Raw genomic sequence first — 22,557 nt, 5'->3', positions numbered from 1 at the left:
CCCGACATGGCATTTTTCAATTGAAGCACGTATTTAGTGAACTTCATATTTGAGGAGATACAGTTAAGGACGATCGTCCCTGCAACTCATACAATTTTAGATTTTAGATTTTAGATTTTAGATTTTAGATTTTAGGAGTCGGACTACTGATGATGATCAGGGTTTGGAACTTGTCTACAGTTGCATTCCTTTTAGAAACTGCTATCAGTATCAAAAATTACCAACTTTGAGGCTAATTAAATTTATAACTGTTGGGGCTTGACAAGTTAGCTAGAGTTCTGATTTCTACTAAGAAAAACGTTGTTATGCCGAATTTTCCGATCGCTAAAATGCAAGAAAAATGATGTGTAGTTACGACATCCGTCATCGCGGAGTCAATCTAAAATCTAAAATCTAAAATCTTTGAGCGCGCCGCCAAACTTGCCACCACCGCCACCAACTCAGCAGGCTCGATCGGCTTGGGCACGTAAATTTGAAAACCTTGCTGCAGTGCCCGTATTCGTTCCTCTACCCTACCAACCGCCGTGAACGCCAACGCCGGAATTTCCCTGTCCACCATCCGCGATCGCACTTGCCGCAGCAGAGCCTCTCCGTCAAGGGCCTGTATCCCGATATCGATCGCCAACACATCCGGATTCAGCCTTTCAATCGCCTCCAACGCACCTTTTCCAGAGCTAGCAGTCTCCACCTGGGCGCCGCAATCTTCGAGCACGGTACAGGCAAAATCCAGGGAATCCGCGTCGCTATCGACCACCAACACCCGAACTCCCGAAAGATTGCTGTTGACAAAAGACTCCTTTACAGGGGCTCGCGCCTTGCTTTGAGGAATCGCCAACTCCCCGAGTCCGGCAACAGAAAATCCGCCGTCACCAGGAAGCTGTTGAATTGGCAATCTCACTACAAACCTCGACCCTTTTCCCTTCCCGGCTGATTCGGCTTGCACCGTCCCCCCGTGCATTTCCACAAAATGCCGTACTAGGGCTAAACCCAAACCCAATCCGTTGTACGATCGCCTTATAGAGCTGTCAGCTTGGCTGAACCGCTCGAAAACGTGCGGCAAAAACTCTTCTGAAATCCCTTGCCCCGTGTCGCTGACTTCAATTTCGACACTAGCGGGCGACAATTTTTTACAGCAAGCGGATTCCTCACGGGCCAAAGTCCTCTCCATCTTTCGCACCTCCACCTTCACCTGTCCGCCATCGGGAGTAAACTTAATCGCATTCGACAGCAAATTCCACGCTACCTGCTGCAAGCGACCGGAATCGGCAAAAATCCGTCCTGCAGTTGGGTCGAAATCCGTCACAATTTCAATATTTTTGGCGGCAATCGCGGGCGCGAGAGTATCGATCGCAGCCTCAACAGTCGAAATCACATCCACCCAACGCAAATTCAGCGACAGTTTCCCGGTAATAATCTGTGACACGTCCAGTAAATCCTCGATCAGAGTTGCCAGCGCTCGTGTATTGCGGTCGATCGTTTCCAGAGCCCGAACAGTCGTTTTTTCGTCAAACTTGCGGTTTCGCAGCAGTTGCGCCCATCCCAGCATCGCATTCAGCGGTGTCCGCAATTCGTGGGACAAAGTTCCTAGAAACTCGTCTTTAATTCGGTTCGCCCGCGCCAATTCCTCGGCTCGATCGTGCAGTTCTCTTTCCAACTGCTTGCCAACCGTCAAATCGAGAATAAAAGCCACAGATTCTTGCCGCTTTTGGGCCAGCAAAACATATCCGATCAACACCGGAATCCGGCTGCCGTCTCTCCTCCAGAATTCCTTTTCGTAGGGAGTGCAAGCCCCTGTTGCTTGTGCCTCTGTCATCCCCTTCTTGTCGAGAGACTGGTACTCCGGCGGCGTGATATCAATCGAGTTTAATTCCCCGCCATGCAACTGTTCCCGCGTGTAACCAACTATCCGCAAAAATTCATCATTGGCCTCGATAATACGGCCGTTAACATCCCCGAAGATAATTCCTATCAAGTTAGCTTCGGCTAACATTCTCAGCTTTTCTTCGCTAGCTTGGAGTGCAGCTTCTGTTTGCTTGCGCTCGGTAACGTCTTGGATATAACCCGACAAACCAGAATCGGAAGGATAAAAACGCATCTTCAACCACTTATTCCATAACGGTACGAATTCTTCATACTCGATTGTTACCTTTTCTGCTAATGCTTGGGTCGCCATTTTGTAAAACGGTAAATCTAAAGCGCAGGGAAATATATCCCAAATTTTTTTCCCAATCAGTTCTACTTTTGGTTGACCTAACAGCTCAATAGCTTGGTGGTTGACATAGGTATAGTTCCAATTTAAATCAACAGCGATAAAAGCATCGGTAATGCTTTCGAGAATGTTCGTAATTTTATCGTTTGCCAATTGCAGCGCTTTAGCTGTTTCTTCTGCTTGCAACCTCGCTTCTTGTTCGCGGGACAAAGCTGCCGCCCGTTCTTGTTCTGCCTGTTTTCGATCGCTAATATCGATGTAAGAACCGATGTAACCTGCAAAAGTGCGATCGGGTCTGTACCGGGGTACGCCTGTACCCAAAACCCAGCGGTATTCCCCATCATAGCGTCTCAGGCGGCATTCGAGTCGGTACTCGCTGCCAGCGTCGAAAGCTTTTTGGTAAATATCCAGATATTCTGGTAAGTCATCTGGGTGCAAGTTTTCCATCCAACCCGTGCCCCTTTCTTGCGCCAAAGTTCTACCGGTAAACTCCAGCCAAACTTTGTTAAAGTAATCGCCAAGTTGGTCAGTATCCGACATCCAAATCATCACCGGCGCGGTATCTGCCATAATCCGAAATCGAGCTTCGCTTTCCTGCTGCTGTGCTTCGGCTTGCTTGCGCTCATTTCGTTCTTGAACTTCCCGCAGGGCCCGCTCAATCGACGGCACCAGGCGTATCAAACGGCGTTTGAGAACATAATCAGTAGCGCCGCTTTTCAAAGTTTCGATCGCCACTTCCTCGCCCAAAGTAGCCGAAACAAAAATAAACGGCACTCCCGGACAAGTAGTGTGGGCGATTTCCAGCGCAGCTATCCCGTTAAAACAAGGCAGCATATAATCTGCCAAAATAATGTCAAAACGTTGTTTTTCCAGCGCCGTGGCAAAGTCTTCTCGATTTTCCACACACACCATAGAAAATTGGAGCCCGCCATCCATTAGATATGCCTCAATCAGTTCGGCATCTAGGGGACTGTCTTCTACTAAGAGGATATTGAGCGTTTTCACAAAAATTCCTTTTACTTAAATATTAATTATCTGATACAAAATTTGATCTGGCTGCGGCTTTAAGTGAAGCCCACAAAAGTCTTGCGTTTTTAATGGCATAAAAAAATGTAAAAATCAATTGGTTTCATGAGTTGAGCATTCATATCTCAATCTTAGCTTCTAATCAAGTCTATTGCTGCTTGCAGCGAGGTAAATCCCGGCTTTGACTTGAGCGGCTAGTACGCTTGTTTTTCCTTAACTTTCGTCGGCTTCCAAGAAATCGGCATCGCTGGAGTCTTGCTTCTATGTAGCAGTTTAGCTATACCCTGTTAAACAAATAGTTTCGCGCTTCTGGCTAGAAACAACTAGCTATGTAGTAATTTATCTCGCTTGCTACTAACTACTGCTACCTCGTTTGGCAGATTATTTTTTTTGTAGTGATGCCAGAGTTGATTCTATATTGCTTTGTCGCTCCTCTCAAGCTCGAATTCGCTTGAATTCTGCCATTATTTCCTGAATATCGATCGATCGTGTCAAAAAAAGTCAAAGTTGCTGGTATGTCTGCTTTACTTTTTGCCGGATTTACGTACCATGCAAGTGTTGCATGGTAGGCACCACTTGCCTTGTTGATCGCAGTCGCCCTCAAAAAACACCGTTATTTCAGTGGCAAGTGGGTACACTGCATCTATCTAAAGATAGATTTTTGCAGACACACTGCACTCAACCTGCAGAGATTCCCCACAATTACGTACAACTCATAGGTTGCACCATTTTCAAGAACAGGCTTTCCGGCCTGTTCCACAAAGAGTGAATTTGATTGTGGGATGGGCAGGAGAACCCGTCCATAAAAAGCTTATGGAAAATGGTGCAAGATATAAGTAAAACGAAGTGCCACCCCGCCGAAAATCTGAGAAAGCTCGATCGACCAATTAAATTCCTATACAGATCGCAGAAAATTTTCTCTGGACTCTCTACACTTGGACTCCCTGGCTGCCTCTGACCGATCGGCTTATTGATTGAACCAACCCAAAGTGTCTTAAAATATACAATACGGTGAGCTGCTGCACAGCCCGCATATATTAAAATCAAGCGCCAACTTGCAATAATTCTTTAAAATAGAGGTACAGCACCGGCGATCCCTAACTCTTCCCCCTCAGAAAGGGTAGGGTTTAGCAGAATTGAAAACCATCGTCTATGGTGACTTCCAGTAAAGCCCGTGCAGTTGCTTTAGTCTCAGCTTTATTCAGGTTATTGGCAACCAGTTACGAGGAGATTTGACCCGCCGTGCTCCAACGCATCAAACAAGACTTAAAAAACGACCTGATCGCAGGACTATTGGTAGTCATACCCTTAGCTACCACCATCTGGCTGACAATTACCGTCGCCAGTTGGGTGATTAATTTTCTCACCAAAATTCCCAAGCAGATCAACCCTTTTGACGGACTCCACCCGATTTTGGTGAATCTGCTAAATCTTTTAGTAGGGCTGGCTGTACCCCTGCTCAGCATTTTAGTCATCGGTTTAATGGCCCGCAACATTTTCGGCAAATGGCTGCTCGACTTTGGCGAACGGGTGTTGCAGGCAATTCCCCTAGCGGGTTCGGTTTACAAAACCCTCAAACAACTGCTGGGAACCCTCCTCAACTCAAACGACAAATTTCGCCGCGTGGTGTTAGTGGAATATCCCCGGCGGGGAATCTGGACTTTAGCATTTGTGACCGGTACGATCGAGAGTAACGATATCCCGCCTCACCTTTCCGGTGAAACCCCGATCGGCATTTTCATCCCCACCACTCCCAACCCCACTACTGGATGGTACGCTATAGTCCCGGAGGCGGATTTAGTCAACTTGTCAATGTCGATCGAAGATGCCTTTAAAGTCATCATCTCTGGCGGCATTGTCAACCCCAACAACTCAATTGCTGTAACCCCCGAAAAAATCAAGGGCAAAACACTCGAACCCTTGGTATCCGAATCAAGATACCAGGCTGTTCCAGTCGAAGAAGAGTGAACCAAGACATCTTTAGTGACCCGTAAGACCGTGTAAACTTTCCCCATAGCAGATAATATTTCGACAAAACCAGCCCAAACCGAGAAAGCCTATACTCAGAAACCCGGTTTCGAGCATAAATCTTAGGTTTGACAGCCAAGTATCTGTAAACTACCCGCCGCTGGCGAGTCAGACGGCTGGTCTTGTACCGCTTTTAGTCGAGTTTTCTGCTAAAGTTCAAGTCCGCGCGCGATCGAAAAACTTCCTAAATTCTCAATTCCTATCTAAAAATTATGAAAAAAGCCCGCGAAACAGCACGCGAACTAGCACTCCTCGGTATCAGCCAACTGCCGGCGAATCCAGAACTCTTAGAAGCCAAGAAACTGCAAGACGTTCTCATCGCCGCCATCCGTACCCTGACAGCAGAAGTTCAAGAATCCCTAGAAGCAGCAGCATCCGAAGTGCAGCGGAGTAGCGACAAACTGCTTGCCAGCGAAATCCGCGCCTCCGATATACAAAGTGCTAGAACAATGGTACGGGAAGCAGTCGAACTCACTCAAACCGCAATCAACCGTCTCGGTTCAGCAATGGAGTTTCCAGAACTAATCCAGCTAGCCAACCAGCAAGATGTCCGCACCTATGCTTTGCAAATCCTGACCAAAGTCAGCGCCAACCGTGTTCAAATTGATGAATTGCTCTCGGAATCCCTTGTAGACTGGCAAATAGAACGGTTGCCCCGGATCGATCGAGATATCATGAGAATCGCGATCGCCGAAATGTTATATCTCGGCTTACCCGAACAAGTCAGCGTAAACGAAGCCGTCCAACTGGCAAAACGCTACAGCGGCGACGAAGGACATCGCTTCATCAACGGAGTCCTTCGCCGAGTAGTCGATAAAATCAATGCAGAAGTTGTTAGTCCCTAGTCCTTAGTCATCAGTCCTCCGGGTGCTTGGTGGACACCTTACCCGGAGGGTGCAGACCGGGGCGCGAACCTTACCCAGAGTCATTAGCAATCCGCAATCCGCAATCCGCAATCCGCTCTAAACTAAGGACTAATAACTATATTCCCAATTTCCTATGGTATTTAATTGGTTTCGTCGCCAGTACAGCGAAAGCAAATCTTCTGAAACAGAGGCAACCCCCGAACAGCCGCAAGATGAGTCGGCAAAATCCGCACCGGTTGAGCCTCAAACAGATACAACAGAGCAAGCTTCTCCTGCTGTAGCCGAAGATTATCTCAATTGGGCAAAAGCTGCTTACAAAAATATTCAAAAACAGCAAAAACCCGAAACAGAAGTTTCCGAGACAGCAGCGCCCGATGTTCCAGCAGCCGAAGGAGAAATCGCCACAGTTGCAGAAGTTGCAGAACCTGCGACTATTGAAGCAACCGAGCCGATCAAACTTGAACCAGCACCAACTGTTGCAGAAGTTCCAGAAGTTGCAGCACCAGCAACAGTTGAAGCAATCGAGGTTTCGGAACTCGATGCAGCCAACCCAGCAGAAATTCCAGAAACTCTGCAACCAACAGCCGGGGCGATCGACATTGCACCTATTGCTCAACTATTAGAAGTTACAACAGAAAATATAGAAATTGCCGAACCTTCAACAGAGGTTGTAGAAACCGAATCACTCGCATCCGACGGCGAAGCAGCCGAAGCCCTGCCGTTTTGGGCTAGAGCTCAGGCCGATCGCATGGAGCGCATCGAACGCCTCAAAGAAACAGCCCTTGAAGAACCAGAAGTAATTGCAGCCGCCGCCGAGAGAGCCGCAATTATCGAAGAAATTCCCGGTTTCGCCTTTGACGAAGGCTTCCTGTGGTCTTCAGAAATCTTAGCCAGTCAAGGCCGCCGACCAGACCAAGTATCAGTCGAAGAAATCACTTGGCTGCAAAAACTGCGGAAAGGCTTAGAAAGAACTCGTCGCAGCTTAATTAATCGACTAAAGGCGATCGTCGGTCAAGGCCCGCTCAATCAAGACGCGGTAGCGGAAATTGAGACTTTGCTGCTACAAGCCGATGTCGGAGTCGCAGCCACCGACATCATTATCAGTCGCCTCCAAGAAAGACTCACACAAGAAGTGCTGCCGCCAGAACAGGCTCTAGCTTACCTGAAAACGATTCTGCGCGATATTCTGGACGCTCCCTGTGCCGAAACCGCCGCCGGTAATCCCGCCTACAGCCTGACATTTGCCCCGGAAAAAGACACTTTTAACATCTGGTTAATCGTAGGAGTCAACGGTGCGGGCAAAACTACAACGATCGGCAAACTTGCCCATATTGCTCAAAAATCCGGCTACAAAACCCTGATTGCTGCCGCCGACACTTTCCGCGCCGCCGCCGTCGAACAGGTGAAAGTTTGGGGTTCCCGCAGTGGCGTTGAAATTATTGCCAACCCAGGGAAAAATACCGATCCGGCTGCTGTCGTATTTGATGCGATCGCCGCCGCCAGCGCCCGCGGCACAGAACTGCTGATCGTAGACACCGCAGGCCGCCTGCAAAACAAAAAAAATCTGATGGACGAATTAAGTAAAATCCGTCGCATTGTAGATAAGAAAGCCCCAGGCGCTACCGTAGAATCTCTACTGGTCTTGGATGCCACACTGGGTCAAAATGGTTTGCGACAGGCAGAAGTGTTCGCAGAATCGGCCAAATTAAGTGGAGTAGTATTGACAAAACTCGACGGTTCTGCTAAAGGTGGTGTTGCCCTAGCAGTAGTGCAGCAGCTTGGTCTGCCAATCCGCTTTATTGGAGTCGGGGAAAGCATCGAAGACTTGCGCCCGTTTTCTAGTTACGAATTTGTGGAAGCCCTACTCGATTTTAGATTTTAGATTTTAGATTTTAGATTGATCAGGTATCTGTGGTCGTCCCGATTTTTGGAGGCGGGTACAGAGGTTCAAAATCTCAAATCCTTAACCTCAAACTACCATCGCAGGACTTGCGCCACCACGGGCGGCGAGTGAAAACTAAATACCTAGAAACAATACCTTCCGCCTGTTCTTGCTGGTTTGGATTCAAAGTGCCAGTAGCGTGTCAAATTAAGCTCAAATTTAGTATCAGTCTGCTGTCTGATTGCACAATCTTCCCGATACCCCTGGCCCTCCAGGGCTGTTTCATTCTCTTGTAGTGGCTGCCCCCGTGGCTGCCCCGATATCTGAAACCCCGACTCGTTTATGGGCTGGGCGGGCACAGGGGCACCGCCCTACAAAACCTTGGTTTTCCGTAGGGGAAATCCCCCCGTGGTTGCCCCGAAACAGCCCTGCCTGGCCCTCCCCTTAAGAAGGGCGACAGCAAATGGTTAAAGTCCCCCTGCTTAAGGGAAGCCGCTGCGGTCTTGGGGCCCCCCAAATAAAGCAAGCGGCGTGGATTTAGGGGTATCTAGACTCAGCTATAAACCAGATTTCTTAAGAATTTTAGACTTAAGTTTATACTCATGTCCTAGTGCCCAACTTACTCGATCAAACCAAACTACTTGCTCGAAAAAAAAACGGGTTTCTGTTTAAGTGGCCCGTAAGTCCTCAATCATTACTCCGTCTAAGATCGAAAATCACACATTTACAATGACTGCTGTGCCTTTGCCTCGCCCCTCACCTCAACCTGCTGACCGCCCCTCGGGTCGCAATTCCACCGACGCGACGCCAGTATTTGCCCTCAAAGAACTGGTGGCGCGTTTGCACCGATATCAGCACAACGTTCAAGATATGTTGGGCTCGCTGGGATTTGCCCTGCGAAGTTTTAACAATCTCAACCAATTTTTGGAGTTGGTGCCTTTGGTGGCGACTCGCGTTACGGACGCCGACGGGGGAGCTTTAGTGCTGTTCAAACCCAACGGTCAAGTCAGGTTCCAGCAGTTGCATTGTCAGGAAGGACGGCAGTGCCAAGATATGCGAAAAGCGCTGGAAATAGCCACCAGACAAGCTACAGCAGGTGTGGGCGCTACTGCTGCATCGTTTTCGGAAACCTCTGGGCAAACTTCTAGTCTAGACCTGCAAGTCGGTCGTTATTTGGGCCCGGATGTTCATTTGTTTGGGGCGCCAATTTTAGTCAACAATTTGGAACGCGGACGGCTTTATGTTTTTAGCAGTGATCCGCAATATCTCTGGACTCCCAGCAGACAGAAATTAGTTCGGTTGGTGGCGGATCAAACCGCTGTGGCTATTTGCAAAGACGAACTTACTGTTAAGTTGGCGGAAAAAGACCGCTTAGACAGAGAGTTAGAAATCGGGGCGGAAATTCAATTGCGGCTGCAACCCCGTAGTTGTCCGAAAATTCCCGGCCTTGACGTGGCCGCCCGCTGCCAAACTGCTAGCAGAGTCGGCGGAGATTATTATGATTTTATTCCCGCTGACTATGACCCGATTGGCAAGGAAGATGAGGGGGAACACCCCCCATCCCTAATTAAAAATCTCAAGTCCAAAATCGACAAGGGCCGCTGGAGCATTGTGATCGGCGACGTGATGGGCAAAGGAGTACCTGCTGGCCTGTTGATGACGATGACACGGGGTATGCTGCGGGCAGAGGTGTTGAACCGCCACTCGCCGTCGAGAATTTTGCAACATTTAAACCGGGTTATGCACGCGGATTTGGAAAATTCCCACCGTTTTGTGACTCTGTTTTATTCGGAGTATGACCCGAAAACTCGCGTTTTGTCTTACAGCAATGCTGCTCACCACCCGCCTTTGCTGTGGCAAGCCGCCACTAATTCGATTCTTCAGCTTGATACTTTGGAGGGAATGTTAATTGGGCTGGATGCTGATTCGCTTTACCAAGAAGCCCACATTCAATTGCAGCCAGGAGATACTATTATTTATTACACAGACGGATTTACCGATGCTTCTAATCAAAGGGGCGATCGGTTTGATGAGGATAACTTGACCTCGGCTTTTCAGTGGGCCTGTCAAAATTATCAGCAGTCTGAAGAAATTTTGGATTATTTGTTCGATCGCGTTCACCAGTTTATCGGCATCGGCAATCGTAACGAAGATGACATGACACTGGTTGTACTCAGGGTAACACCTTTAGCAGGAGAAAATCACCATGATAGTTAATTTAATGCCGGAAATTACTGCTGGATTAATCAACTCGATTAATTGGCACGATGCTGCTCACATGGTAGTTTTGAAATCTCATTTGAGTTCGACGGTGCTTTTGGGCCAAAGTTACGAAATTTTTACGAATTTCCAGAAAGCTTGGAACAATTTTGTTTCGACAGGTCAAATAGGAGCTTTTTTTATAGGTATTTTTGTTGGGTGGTTCTTGAAAGGGATTTTTCGTTAGAGTTATTGTCGCAGAAGGTATCGGGAACTGATTTAAAAGGTTTTTAGCCAAAACTTAACTTTTTTATGATGCTGCAAAAGTTTCACAATTTTGTAGTCCAGACTTCAGTTTTTTCGGGTGAAAAGATGTATAAAAATTTGGTAGTCAGGACTTGAGTTTTTTCTTGCCGAATTGGGAATGGAGGACTAAAGTGCTGACTACAAACCGGAGGAAAGACTAAAGTCTTTGCTACAAACCGGTTTTATAGACTTCTGCAAGAGAGATACAATCTAGTTTTAGCTTGAGCAATGACAACACAACAAAAAACTTGGAGTCAAAGATTTGAATCGGCGCTGCACCCGGCGATCGCCCGATTCAATGCTAGTATTGGCTTCGATATTGAATTGATTGAGTATGACTTGACGGGTTCTGTCGCTCACGCTAAAATGCTGGCCAAAACGGGGATTATTTCCGCAGCAGAAGGCGAACAGTTAGTCAATGGTTTGGAACAGATTCGCCGCGAATATCGCCAAGGACTTTTTGTTCCGGGAGTTGATGCAGAAGACGTTCACTTCGCTGTAGAGAAGCGGCTGACGGATATTGTGGGAGATGCTGGGAAAAAGTTGCACACGGCCCGATCGCGCAACGATCAAGCCGGCACTGATACTCGCTTGTATTTGCGCGATCGCATCGCCGAAATTCGCGAGCAATTACGCGAATTTCAAGGGGTTTTGCTCGATATTGCCGATCGTAACGTGGAAACTTTAATTCCCGGTTACACTCATTTGCAGCGCGCTCAGCCGATCAGTTTGGCTCATTACCTGTTAGCTTATTTTGAAATGACCGATCGCGATTGGGAACGCCTCGGCGATATCTGTAAGCGGGTGAATGTTTCGCCTTTGGGTTGTGGCGCGCTGGCGGGGACGACTTTCCCAATTGACCGACATTATACGGCAGAACTATTGCATTTTGACAAGGTTTATGCTAACAGCTTAGATGGAGTGAGCGATAGAGATTTTGCGATCGAATTTCTCGCTGCCGCCAGCTTGATTCTGGTACACCTGAGCCGCTTGTCAGAAGAAATGATTTTGTGGTCTTCTCACGAATTTGGATTTATTACGCTCAAAGATAGCTGCGCTACTGGTTCTAGCATCATGCCCCAGAAAAAAAATCCCGACGTGCCGGAGTTGGTGCGAGGCAAAGCGGGGCGGGTGTTCGGTAACTTGCAAGCCTTGTTGGTAGTAGTGAAGGGACTTCCTTTGGCCTACAACAAAGATTTGCAAGAAGATAAAGAGGCTTTGTTTGATACCGTCAAAACGGTAAAAGGTTGCTTGGAAGCAATGACCATTTTGCTACGGGAAGGCATCGCCTTTAATGGTGATCGCCTCGCCGCTGCCGTTACAGAAGACTTTTCTAATGCTACAGACGTAGCCGACTACTTGGCCGCCAAAGGCGTTCCCTTCCGGGAAGCTTACAACCTTGTCGGCAAAGTCGTCAAAACTTGCCTTTCGGGGGGCAAACTCCTCAAAGATTTGACACTTGAGGAGTGGAAAGACTTGCACCCAGCTTTTGAGACAGACATTTACAGCGCGATCGCACCTCAGCAAGTGGTGGCGGCTCGCAATAGTTACGGGGGTACCGGGTTTGAACAAGTGAGAAAATCACTTATCGCTGCGCGCGATCGGATCGCCTAAACATCGTTGAATTATTCGACAAATTCCGGCTGGCTATCTCTCCTTAGAACGATCGTGTTTTCCACTCTGGTTCTAAGTTCAGCAGATAGCCTGACTCAATTAATCTTCAGCAGCAGCCATGTCTTTGTCTCTGCCGCCACCGCTCATGGCGCCCATGCCACCGCCGTTACCGCCGTCAAATCGTCTTCTCTTGTTGGAGAACATATCTTGATTTCTCCGCTTGCGAAACTTGCGAGCGTATGCTTGATTTCGTTGTGCCTTCTCTTTCTTGAGATTGCGGCGCTTAGCCATTCTGACCTCACTAATAAACATTGACAGTCCCCGGGCTTTCACGCCCAGGGATTCTTAAGTTTGACACTCTGTGCACTCTTGGTGACTGAGATTCTTGGTTCAGCGAAGTCACTTACTGGCGACAGGATTTCTCCAGCCAAAATATAGGTGTCTTCTCCCCAAGCGTTAATTCCGGTATGCCCTACCGTACTCGATCAGTTCTCTTTATGTAGTTAGGTTTTCTTCAAATTTAGCTTTCCTAAACCGCAACACCGTTAGGTGTGACTACGCACTCAACTAATCCAGTTAAGTTTTTACGTTGGCTAGTTATACTCAATTTTAGACCGATGACGATCATAGCACACCCGGTACAAGACCCAGAAAAAAGAACACGGGGATTCAAGTCGCTGGGAATCTGGGTTTGATCGGGACGCAATGTTGTCAATCTTCCAGAAGATTTCTATAAACTCTTGACAAATACGACAAATGACTATAAAAACCGGTGACGTAGCTCCTGTCTTCAGCCTGCCCGACGCGGAAGGCAATGTCGTCAGCCTTGCAGATTTTCGAGGGCGGCGAGTTGTACTTTATTTTTACCCTAGGGACAATACCCCTGGCTGTACCAAAGAAGCTTGCGGCTTTCGCGACATTTACTCAGACTACCAGTCGCGCAATATAGCAGTCCTCGGCGTCAGTACAGACGGGGCGGGGCCCCACGCCAAGTTTGCAGCTAAATATCAACTGCCTTTTCCCTTGCTGTGCGACTCAAACGCCGAAGTTGCTACCGCCTACGGCTGTTACGGACTCAAAAAATTTATGGGAAAAGAATTTATGGGAATTACTCGATCGACCTTCGCGATCGACCCTGATGGTAGGATTGAAAAGGTTTATCGGAAAGTCAAACCAGAAACTCACGCAGCCGAGATATTAGCAAACTTGCCAGACCTCTCGCCTGAATGAAAAATTAAAAATTAAGACTTTTGAGCTGCCAGCTAAGAAACCTGAAATTACTTTCCCCTAAACAAACTTTTGAGTTTATGCGTCGATTGTGGCAAATTGTACAAACTGTGCTGGGACTGATTTTTCGACATCCCGTCACTGGTACTGCGGTGATTCCCGTATTGCCGGACGGGCGAATTGTGTTAATTCGCCGCCGCGACAACGGTCGCTGGGCACTGCCGGGAGGTATGGTGGATTGGGGAGAGGATATTCCCACAACTGTGCGCCGGGAATTAGCGGAGGAAACAGGACTCGATTTAGTTAAAATCCGTCGCTTGGTGGGTGTTTATTCGGCTGCCGATAGAGACCCTCGCCTGCACTCGATTTGTATCGTAGTGGCAGCAGAGGTAGAGGGAAAGATGCAAGTTCAGGATACGCTTGAAGTCAGCGAGGTTGAGGCTTTTTTGCCCGCATCGCTGCCGGAGGGCGCGCTCAGCCACGATAACGACCAACACTTACAGGACTATTTTCAAGGCCTGACAACTTTGGCGTAAATCGGCGGGGCATCCAAATTTGATCAAAGTCGGAAATTACCTCGCCGTCAAAAATTTTCTGTTATAAATGTGGAATTAATTTTCACTGTTTTCCTACTTTTATTCACAAACTCTGAACATTAAATTAATCATCTTTTTATTACTAAATATTTAACCGGATGTACTCACCGCTACGCAATTCTCGGGTCAAACTCTCTGTAGGGCAAATCTTCTGGCACGAAGTCGGTCAAGGCCCGAATTTAGTATTTTTGCACGGTTCTTGGCACGACAGCAGTCAGTGGCTGAGGACGATTGAACATTTGAGTCCCTACTACCACTGCTTCGCACCGGATTTGCTGGGGTTTGGCGACTCGGAACGCCCGAATCTTCATTATTCGATCGACTTGGAAGTAGAATGTCTCGCCCAATACCTCGATACTTTGAAGTTGCGACAGGTTTATTTAATCGCTCACTCTGTGGGCGGCTGGGTGGCCACCAGCTACGCTATCAAATATCCCGATCGAGTTCAGGGTTTGGTGTTGTTGGCCCCAGAAGGCGTCAAGGTTGGCAACCGGCGGGGGCGGTGGCAGACGGCTAGCTGGCTGATCGGTCAACCACCGCTGGCTTTGTGGTTGCTACGATCGATCTATCCAATTGCTAAGTTGCTGGGTAGCAAAAAAAAGATTGACGGATTGCTAAAGTTCAGACAGCAGTTGATGGAGTCCCCTGTTGCCGTGCAGTTGCTGTTCGGGCGGCGGCGGTCTGAAATTACAGCGGAATTAGTTGATGAGAATTTGCCTTTGCTGAAAGCGCCTGTTTTGCTGTTGCACGGTTCTGAAGATACTCCCGCAGCTTCGTCTCTGTGTCAATCCTATGCTGCTCTGGCTCCTAATGCCGAACTGCAATTGGTCAGTCCGGGGGAAAGCAATTTGCCGCAGGAAGTCCCGGATGTTGTTGCTAAATATATTCGCGAGTTTGCTAAGTGAATTGGGAATTGGGAATTGGTCATTGGTCATTGGTCATTGATAAAATGACAACAGTCAACAGTCAACAGTCAACAGTCAACATTTAACAGGCTAATTCCCCAAAAAATAGCCTCGGGTGCGTCAATTAAGCCTGCGGCTGTATCAGGAAAGGCTGCGGTGAGGTATTTTAAAAGCATAGTGCGATCGCCACCCGTGACCGCAATTTTGCTATCAGGAAACAAACACCGCCAATCTTCAATAAAATCCCTAACTCCTGCCACCGTCGCATACACAACTCCGCTTTGAATTGCCCCAGCAGTGTCTTTCGCCCAGCGGTATGGCAGATTTTGTGGTAAACTGATTAAAGGTAATGCAGAAGTTTTTTTAGAGAGCGACGATAACTGCAAACCCAAGCCTGGTAAGATTGCGCCCCCAACTAAATACCTATTGACATCAGCCCCAGTAAATGTTAAAGCTGTACCAGCATCTATAAGTAAAACTGGCCAACCCAATTGGTTGCCAGCGCCCAGTACAGCCAAAGCTCTGTCAATTCCCAGGGTAGGATAGAGTCCGCCGATCGGCAACTGGTCTAAAGTAATAATTCGGACATCAGGATAACTCTGCCAAATTGCTGTTTGCTGGGTAACTACTGAAGCCAAAATTAGAGGCAGCGGCACTAAAGAAAGTGTGCGAGGATTAGAAAAAGCGGTAGTAGCAGGAAGACAAAGGAGAGTTTGAGAAGATATTTCCTCGATCGACCTCATTACTATTTGCACCAAATATTCTGCTCTTTCCTCCTCCGAGAGCCGGGAAACAGCATCAGTATTTAGATGCTGTGTATCCCATGTTTTCTCCAGGGTTTTGCCCACAAATAATCCCCAGTGCAGCCGGGAATTGCCGATCGTCAAAGCTATTTTAATCTGGGCTTTACCTGTCAATCCAGAAGTAATGTTGTCGGTGCTTGCTGGCGAACGGAAATTGTCGGGAATTGAATTTTCCATATTGATCGATCCGGCGCAAACATTGAACTAAAGATAGATTTTAGATTAATTTTATTCGCTTAAACGGGCGGTTAACTCTATTTGACATCTGACCAAGTTCCATGTCACGCGCCAATTAGTATTGTCGGATGCAGATGGCATACTTGCTAAATATAAATATTTGTAAAGCAAATAATTGCTTTGCTCAGGCGGCATCCTTTATAATGTCTTAAGATATTCCAAAGTCCTGGTAGCTGCGATGGGGCTGTTGGCGGGGTAAGCATAGGTTTAAAAAACCAGACTCAATCAAAATACTGTACAACTCCTGAGTAAATATGTCTTTAAAAATACAAGAACACGAAAACCCCTGGCAAAGAGTAACTTCGCGGTTGCCTGAATCGGAAAACTGGAGGCAGGAAGAAAGTCTTTCGCTGCCGGAAGTAGACCAACAAAAAGCCCTAATCGTGCAGATGCAGCAGCAAGTTCAGTTATCAAACTTGCTGAACCAAATTAATAACGAAATTCGCAGTACACTTGACATAGAAGAAATTTTGACATCGGCCTGCAGATTGCTGGGACAAGCATTACAGTGCAGTCGCGTGAGCATTTTAGTCAAAGAATCAAATACAGAAAAAACTTTAGTTACGCGCGGAGAGTACAACGCGGGGGACTATCCGATCCAACTGGGAATGAAAGTACCGATGACTGACAACCCGCATTTGGCTGCAGTCGTGTCTCAACAAGATTCCCTAGCAGTGACGAAGTTTCTCGATTTTCCGGGATTGAACCCACAAACCCGAAAAATTGCCGAAGCTTTGGAGATTAAGTCAATGCTGGCAGTAGCTACTCGCTATCAAGGTGAAGTGAATGGCATAATTGGCTTGCATCAGTGCGATCGCGAACGGGAATGGACTGATTGGGAAAGGCAGCTTTTAGAAGGGGTAGGATCGCAATTGGCGATCGCTATCAATCAAGCCAAACTCTATAGCAAAACCAGGCGCCAAGCCGAACGAGAATCGCTGCTACGGCTGATCGGCAACCAAATTCGCAGTACCCTGGATCTGGGAACTATCCTGGAAACAGCGGTGAGGGAAGTCCGCCAAATGTTGCAGTGCGATCGAGTTATTATCTATCAGTTTCAAGACAACTGGCAAGGAAAAGTTGTTGTTGAAGATATGGTCATTCCTTGGCCTTCAATTTTAGGAGATATGGGGGCTGATAAGTGTTTCCGGGGAGATTACGCCGATCTTTACCAGCAAGGGCGAGTCAAAGCAATTAATGATATTTTTAATGCTGGTTTAGAGCCTTGTCATGTCGATTTCTTAAATAGTTTGCAGGTTAAAGCTAATCTAATTGTGCCAATTGTTACATCCAGAACTGAAGAAAATACCCCCGACACAGCCGGAAATTATAATCCTAAATTTCCCGGTAGGCTGTGGGGTTTGCTGATTGCTCACGAGTGCCGGGATACCCGCAATTGGCAGCGGCAAGAAATGGAGTTGCTCTCCCAGATAGCCAACCAAATGGCGATCGCCATTCAGCAAGCAGAACTTTACAGCCAAGTCCAAGATGCTGCGGTAAAATCTCAAGCTCAAACCCAGCAGTTGCAGGCTGCGTTAGAAGAATTGCGATCGGCGCAGCAGCAATTGATTCAAAGCGAAAAAATGTCAGGTTTGGGGCAAATGGTAGCGGGAATTGCTCATGAAATTAACAACGCCAACAATTTCATCCACGCTAACTTGTTTCACGCTCAAGAATATTTTAAAGCCTTGAACGAAGCTCTAGAACTAGCCGGAAATGCCTGCCCGGAAGCAGCAGAGGCAATTGTCAGAATCAATGAAGAACTAGAACTCGATTACATTCGAGAAGACTTTGGTAAACTGCTCAATTCAATGCGGGAAGGTAGCGGGAGGATTCGCTCTATCGTGATGACGCTGCGAAATTTTTCTCGTTTAGACCACGCTGAGTTAAAACCAGTAGATTTGAATGAAGGTTTAGAAAGCAGTTTCTTGATGCTGCAAAATAAGCTAAAAACCCATATCAAAATAGAAAAGCAATATGGCAGTTTGCCGCCTGTCCAATGTCATGCCAGTCAAATTAACCAAGTATTTTATAATTTGATTGACAATGCTTTAGATGCGCTCCAGTCAACGAGCAAACCGGGGGAATTAACCATTCGCAGTTGGCAAAGTGAGCCGGACTGGGTAACAATCTCTGTCCGCGACACGGGAACTGGCATTCCTGCAGAAATTCAAGACAAGATTTTTGACCCATTTTTTACTACTAAACCTGTGGGAAAAGGCACTGGTTTGGGACTTTCAGTGTGCTATCAGGTAATTGTTCAAGCTCATGGTGGCAAGCTGAGTTGCGTCAGTCAGGTTGGCGAAGGAACTGAGTTTATTGTAAAGTTGCCGCTGACTAATCATAGGGTAAGTGCATAATTCCTGCTTTAGTCAGATTAACCATGTTTTGTCACTCTGGCAGTAGTATAGAAGCCATTTGACATCTTGAGGGCGATCGTCAATCACATTACGGATCACCAATACACTTGATTTTTTAGCCATCGCATTTTTAATAGCATCAGATTTAACTTACGCCCGAACCTCAATTTTTAGAAATTCCCAACAGGGTTATGCTTAGACATATAAAATCCTGAGTATTTTTACTTATTATTGTCTCTCCTGATTCACTTTTGCCCGCTGAATCAGTGAAAGCTGCTGCTTGGGGGGCCGGAACCTGGGATTTAAGCTCTCCTCTACAGATGTGGAAAACCCGCTTTTTATAGGGCTGAAAAAAAGATCGCAATTTTTCCGGATCAAACTTATTGATGATGAAAGTTAAACATCCCTATGTAAATAGGTCTAAATAGGTGTAATTATTTACACTCAACATTTAATCAGGGGAAATAATACCTTCAGATGCTTATTGGGCAAGCATTTTTACTTGATTTACCTGCACGTATGAGGAAATTTTTCTTGCAGTGACAGATCGCTACAAGAAAGCCCAACCTCTGGTTTTCAGTCAGTTTTAATCCTTAATTACTCATCATTAACACAGAAGCTATGGCTACTTCATTCACTGGTTCTTTGGGTACAACCACTAATTACAGCAGTATCGCTGACCTAATTACACAATGGCCTACTGCCGCCAAGAATCAAGGCATCCAACTCTCTGGGATAGCTTTTGATGGCTTTGAAACGAACTACACTAACCCTACTCCCATCAACAACCTCACGTTAGCAACGAACGAAACCCCTAAAAGCGGGTTGAGCTACGGCGCTCCGGCTGGTATTGGTGTCTACGGCTCTTATAGTGGTTGGTTTACCGACGCCACTAAAAATCGGGCGGAAATCAACTATGACCCCAACGCCAATCTATCTCAGACGCTGAAGGTGAAATGGGCAGATAACAAAGACATCACTAGCGCCACGATCGGCCTCAGTGGATTATTTCCCAAATCAAGTTCTACTACAGCCGACGATCAAGGCGATGAAGTTGGTTCGCTGCAACTCTTTAAGGATGGGGCGCGGGTATCGGCCAGCAATTTTACGATCACTCGCCTCAGCGCTCCTGGCACTCCAAAACCGCTCGGTGTGTCTTCAGATGGAGTGACTTTCACTGGCGATAGTATCGATGGCAATTTCACATTCCAGATAGTAGGAGACTCTCTCACCGGCGTTACTTTTGACGAACTGCGGTTCTCCGCCACAGCCTACGCGAACCCCACCGCTGCCTACCTCGCTGCCTCCACTAAAACCGATAGTTCCGACTACCTAGTGCGGAGTATTCAATATCAAGGCTTTGATGTGACGCCAACGCCGACGCCGACGCCGACATCTCCAAGTCTCTTCCAGTTCGCCCAACCAAATTACACGGTGGCTGAAGGCGGCGTGGCTACGATTAACGTTACTCGCACCGGTGGCACGGCGGCTGCATCGATTAGCTACACTACTCTTGACGGTTCGGCAAGTTCAGCAGGCACAGCAGCAGATTACACTTCGGCGGCGGGGGTGTTGAATTTTGCTGCGGGGCAAACAACCGCTAGTTTCACCGTGCCGGCTTTGACTGATTTGAATGTGGAATCGCCGGAAACGGTGAATTTGGTGCTCTTCGGTGGCAATGTCGGCAGTAGTCCGTCAATTTTGACGATTAGTGATGTGCCGCCAACTCCGGGGACAACTCCGACGCCGACGGCGACAACTCCAAGTATCTTCCAGTTCCAGCAACCAAATTACACGGTGGCTGAAGGTGGGGTGGCGACGATTAACGTTACTCGTACTGGTGGCACGGATGCTGCATCGATTAACTACTCTACTCTTGACGGTTCGGCAAGTTCAGCAGGCACAGCAGCGGATTACACTAGCGCGACAGGGGTGTTGAATTTTGCTGCGGGGCAAACAACCGCTAGTTTCACCGTGACGGCTTTGACTGATGTGAACTTGGAATCATCGCCGGAAACGGTGAACTTGGTGCTCTTCGGTGGCAATGTCGGCAGTAGTCCGTCAATTTTGACGATTAGTGATGTGCCGCCAACTGGGACAACGGTAACTCCGACCCCAACTCCGACCTCTCCAAGTATCTTCCAGTTCGCCCAACCAAATTACACGGTGGCTGAAGGCGGCGTGGCGACGATTAACGTTACTCGCACCGGTGGCACGGCGGCTGGATCGATTAACTACCAGACTCTTGACGGTTCGGCAAGTTCAGCAGGCACTGCCGGCGATTACACTCCGGCGACAGGGGTGTTGAATTTTGCTGCGGGGCAAACTACCGCTAGTTTCACCGTGACGGCTTTGACTGATTTGAATGTGGAATCATCGCCGGAAACGGTGAATTTGGTGCTCTTCGGTGGCAATGTCGGCAGTGGTCCGTCAATTTTGACGATTAATGATGTGCCGCCAACTGGGACAACGGTAACTCCGACGCCCACTCCAGCAACATCAACAGCAACCCAGTTTGTTTTTAGTGCGGCTAATTTCACCACTCCGGAATCATCTGGCTTTGCTACGGTGACAGTCAATCGCATCGGCCCCAGTACGGCTGCCGGAACCATTAGCTACAGTACTCTTGACGGCAGCGCCCTATCAACTGGAGGAACTGCGGCTGATTATGCGTCTACTGCTGGTGTACTCACCTTTGGCCCTGGGGTAACTTCCACGACGTTCAACATCTTTGTCAATGCTGATACTGTGCCTGAAATGACTGAGAGTGTTAACCTATACCTCAATAACGGCCCCGTCGGCACTCCGTCAACAGCAAGACTAGACATTATTGACGGTAGCAGCAGTGCATCTGGCAATATCTTCCAGTATAGTGCGTCTAATTACGGCTCGATCGGCACTCAGGGGGGCAGCACAACGGTTACAGTTACTCGCTCAAGCGGCTTGGGTGCAGCATCGATTGATTATATTATTCTGGCGGGGACTCCAGGCGCCGGCCCTGCACCTGTATATGGTACCGACTACCTGCTTAACCCGGGCGGCCCCACTGGCGGCACGTTGTCCTTCGCCGACGGCCAACTCAGCCAAACCTTTACTCTTCAAGACAACCTATTTAGTACCAATAATGGGATTGTGCGCTTAGGTCTTGCTAACCCCACTGCGGGCTACAGTTTCGGCAGTACAGCGGCAACAAGTATCACTCTCATCTAAGGCTATTAGTAGGGCGAGGAATCCTTGCTCTACTAATATGTCCCGCAAGTAGTTAAATGCTTTTTATCAGTCTGATTCCTCACTACAGCTTTTTTCAAGAAAGCGAGGTACGCGGGTAAAATCTTCGCTGTGTGACAGTCGCTGGCACCGACAGCTAATGGGATTCACCTACAGGGCTGATTGTGGGCGGCCTCGACCCGAATCCCATTGCTGGTGATAGTTTCGTCACCTTCAACCCATTTGCTACTCCGGTCTGATAGCACCCTTTCAAGGTCGTACTCTTAGATGCTACGCGCGTTATTCGAGTACGACCTTAAACCCTTGTATATTGAAAGAATTAGATGGCGATTTGCTATTGGGTTGGAGTTTTTGAGATTGTCGGTTTTTGGCAATTATTTTTGGTAAAACCTGCCCCTATAATTATCGATTGGATATTATTGTTTTTTTGCGCTTACCTACTTAATCCTTAATTTGTTGATAAGCTTGCTGACACTGTTGAAAGGTTGAGGCGGAATCTTCCCTATTCCCGAAATATAGTTGCTTATGTATTTTTATCAAAGTTTCGTAAGGCACTGGCTGGGGGAATTGCTGGATTAATTGCAAATATTCGTCATCAGTGCGGCTGGGTTTGTGAACCACGGTTCCCCCATCATTTAACCCCTGCAACAAAGCCATCTAAAGAGAGCGACCAGCTTGGCGGTATTTCCCTTGCTGCTGCAACTTTTGCGATCGCAACAACCACTCTGCTACCGACAAATCTTTAATTGTTTGTTTCGCACTGCCATCAGTTGTTTGATTCCTCTTTTTAAAATTATGAATGTAAAAACGTAACATTTGCCAAATCTGCCAACTCGCCAAGGCTGCGAGCAATGCTAAGATTAACCAAAAGGTGACTTTAGCGATCGCCCACAAGAGAGGGGAATCAAACCAAGATGGCAATTTGACATTCGGTATATTTTGGGCTTTTTTTAGTTCCCACCACTCCTCCAATCGCTTTTGCCACTGTCCTAATTGCCAACCCAAATTAGTTTTATCAAAGGAAGTTTCAGAGATAGCTTTACATCACTTAATTGATTGGGGCTTGTGGAT

16 protein-coding genes are annotated in these 22,557 nt (G+C 47.5%); 11 read left to right on the top strand and 5 right to left on the bottom strand.

The window, feature by feature from the left end:
• Nucleotides 1-379 precede the first annotated feature (379 nt).
• Nucleotides 380-3,214, bottom strand: coding sequence for a PAS domain S-box protein (locus QUA10_RS20355; protein ID WP_333082724.1), 2,835 nt, complete (start codon nt 3,212-3,214; stop codon nt 380-382).
• 1,263 nt (nt 3,215-4,477) lie between these two features.
• Between QUA10_RS20355 and QUA10_RS20350 the strand changes: the two genes are divergently transcribed.
• The 6 genes from QUA10_RS20350 to argH all read left to right on the top strand — a co-directional run bounded on the left by QUA10_RS20350 (nt 4,478) and on the right by argH (nt 12,130).
• A complete protein-coding gene (locus QUA10_RS20350) occupies nt 4,478-5,203 on the top strand; it encodes a DUF502 domain-containing protein (protein WP_333082723.1) in 726 nt (241 codons plus the stop codon).
• Between the two features lie 272 nt (nt 5,204-5,475).
• A complete protein-coding gene (nusB, locus tag QUA10_RS20345) occupies nt 5,476-6,108 on the top strand; it encodes a transcription antitermination factor NusB (protein ID WP_333082722.1) in 633 nt (210 codons plus the stop codon).
• A 154-nt stretch (nt 6,109-6,262) separates the two neighbouring features.
• The gene (gene ftsY / locus QUA10_RS20340; RefSeq protein ID WP_333082721.1) at nt 6,263-8,011 is read left to right on the top strand and encodes a signal recognition particle-docking protein FtsY; all 1,749 of its coding nucleotides are present in this window, start codon (nt 6,263-6,265) and stop codon (nt 8,009-8,011) included.
• A gap of 729 nt (nt 8,012-8,740) precedes the next feature.
• Complete coding sequence (locus QUA10_RS20335) at nt 8,741-10,228, top strand: PP2C family protein-serine/threonine phosphatase (RefSeq protein WP_333082720.1); 1,488 nt, start codon at nt 8,741-8,743, stop codon at nt 10,226-10,228.
• On the top strand, nt 10,218-10,457 hold the full coding sequence (locus tag QUA10_RS20330) for a hypothetical protein (RefSeq protein WP_333082718.1): 240 nt from the start codon (nt 10,218-10,220) through the stop codon (nt 10,455-10,457). Before QUA10_RS20335 ends, QUA10_RS20330 begins: the two co-directional genes overlap by 11 nt.
• 287 nt (nt 10,458-10,744) lie before the next feature.
• Entirely contained in the window at nt 10,745-12,130 is a 1,386-nt protein-coding gene (argH, locus tag QUA10_RS20325; protein WP_333082717.1) for an argininosuccinate lyase, read from the top strand.
• Between the two features lie 99 nt (nt 12,131-12,229).
• Here the strand turns inward: argH and QUA10_RS20320 are convergent, their stop codons facing one another.
• Nucleotides 12,230-12,421 carry a hypothetical protein gene (locus QUA10_RS20320; protein WP_190738786.1) on the bottom strand — a complete coding sequence of 64 codons (192 nt, stop codon included), beginning with the start codon at nt 12,419-12,421 and terminating at the stop codon, nt 12,230-12,232.
• 465 nt (nt 12,422-12,886) lie between these two features.
• Here QUA10_RS20320 and bcp point away from each other — a divergent pair, with 465 nt between their 5' ends.
• The 3 genes from bcp (at nt 12,887) to QUA10_RS20305 (ending at nt 14,858) form a co-directional block, all read left to right on the top strand.
• Nucleotides 12,887-13,360, top strand: coding sequence for a thioredoxin-dependent thiol peroxidase (gene bcp, locus QUA10_RS20315; protein ID WP_333082716.1), 474 nt, complete (start codon nt 12,887-12,889; stop codon nt 13,358-13,360).
• Nucleotides 13,361-13,437: 77 nt separating this feature from the next.
• Nucleotides 13,438-13,893: an NUDIX hydrolase gene (locus QUA10_RS20310; protein WP_333082715.1), complete on the top strand. Its 456-nt coding sequence runs from the start codon at nt 13,438-13,440 to the stop codon at nt 13,891-13,893.
• A 158-nt stretch (nt 13,894-14,051) separates the two neighbouring features.
• A complete protein-coding gene (locus tag QUA10_RS20305) occupies nt 14,052-14,858 on the top strand; it encodes an alpha/beta hydrolase (RefSeq protein WP_333082714.1) in 807 nt (268 codons plus the stop codon).
• A 68-nt stretch (nt 14,859-14,926) separates the two neighbouring features.
• Here the strand turns inward: QUA10_RS20305 and QUA10_RS20300 are convergent, their stop codons facing one another.
• Nucleotides 14,927-15,838 (bottom strand): pantothenate kinase, encoded by a 912-nt coding sequence (locus QUA10_RS20300; RefSeq protein ID WP_333082712.1) that lies wholly within the window; start codon nt 15,836-15,838, stop codon nt 14,927-14,929.
• Nucleotides 15,839-16,152: 314 nt separating this feature from the next.
• Between QUA10_RS20300 and QUA10_RS20295 the strand changes: the two genes are divergently transcribed.
• Together QUA10_RS20295 and QUA10_RS20290 are read left to right on the top strand one after the other, a co-directional pair.
• The gene (locus tag QUA10_RS20295) at nt 16,153-18,258 is read left to right on the top strand and encodes a GAF domain-containing protein (protein ID WP_333082711.1); all 2,106 of its coding nucleotides are present in this window, start codon (nt 16,153-16,155) and stop codon (nt 18,256-18,258) included.
• 621 nt (nt 18,259-18,879) lie between these two features.
• Nucleotides 18,880-21,468, top strand: a complete 2,589-nt coding sequence (locus tag QUA10_RS20290) for a Calx-beta domain-containing protein (RefSeq protein WP_333082710.1) — start codon at nt 18,880-18,882, stop codon at nt 21,466-21,468.
• A gap of 459 nt (nt 21,469-21,927) precedes the next feature.
• On the opposite strand, the gene QUA10_RS20285 is transcribed toward QUA10_RS20290, so the two are convergent.
• Nucleotides 21,928-22,143, bottom strand: a complete 216-nt coding sequence (locus tag QUA10_RS20285) for a DUF4129 domain-containing protein (protein WP_333082709.1) — start codon at nt 22,141-22,143, stop codon at nt 21,928-21,930.
• Complete coding sequence (locus tag QUA10_RS20280) at nt 22,144-22,491, bottom strand: hypothetical protein (RefSeq protein WP_333082708.1); 348 nt, start codon at nt 22,489-22,491, stop codon at nt 22,144-22,146.
• Nucleotides 22,492-22,557 lie beyond the last annotated feature (66 nt).

Source organism: Microcoleus sp. Pol8_D6, from assembly GCF_036700965.1.
GTDB lineage: Bacteria > Cyanobacteriota > Cyanobacteriia > Cyanobacteriales > Microcoleaceae > Microcoleus.
This window is presented reverse-complemented; position numbering and strand designations above follow the sequence as displayed.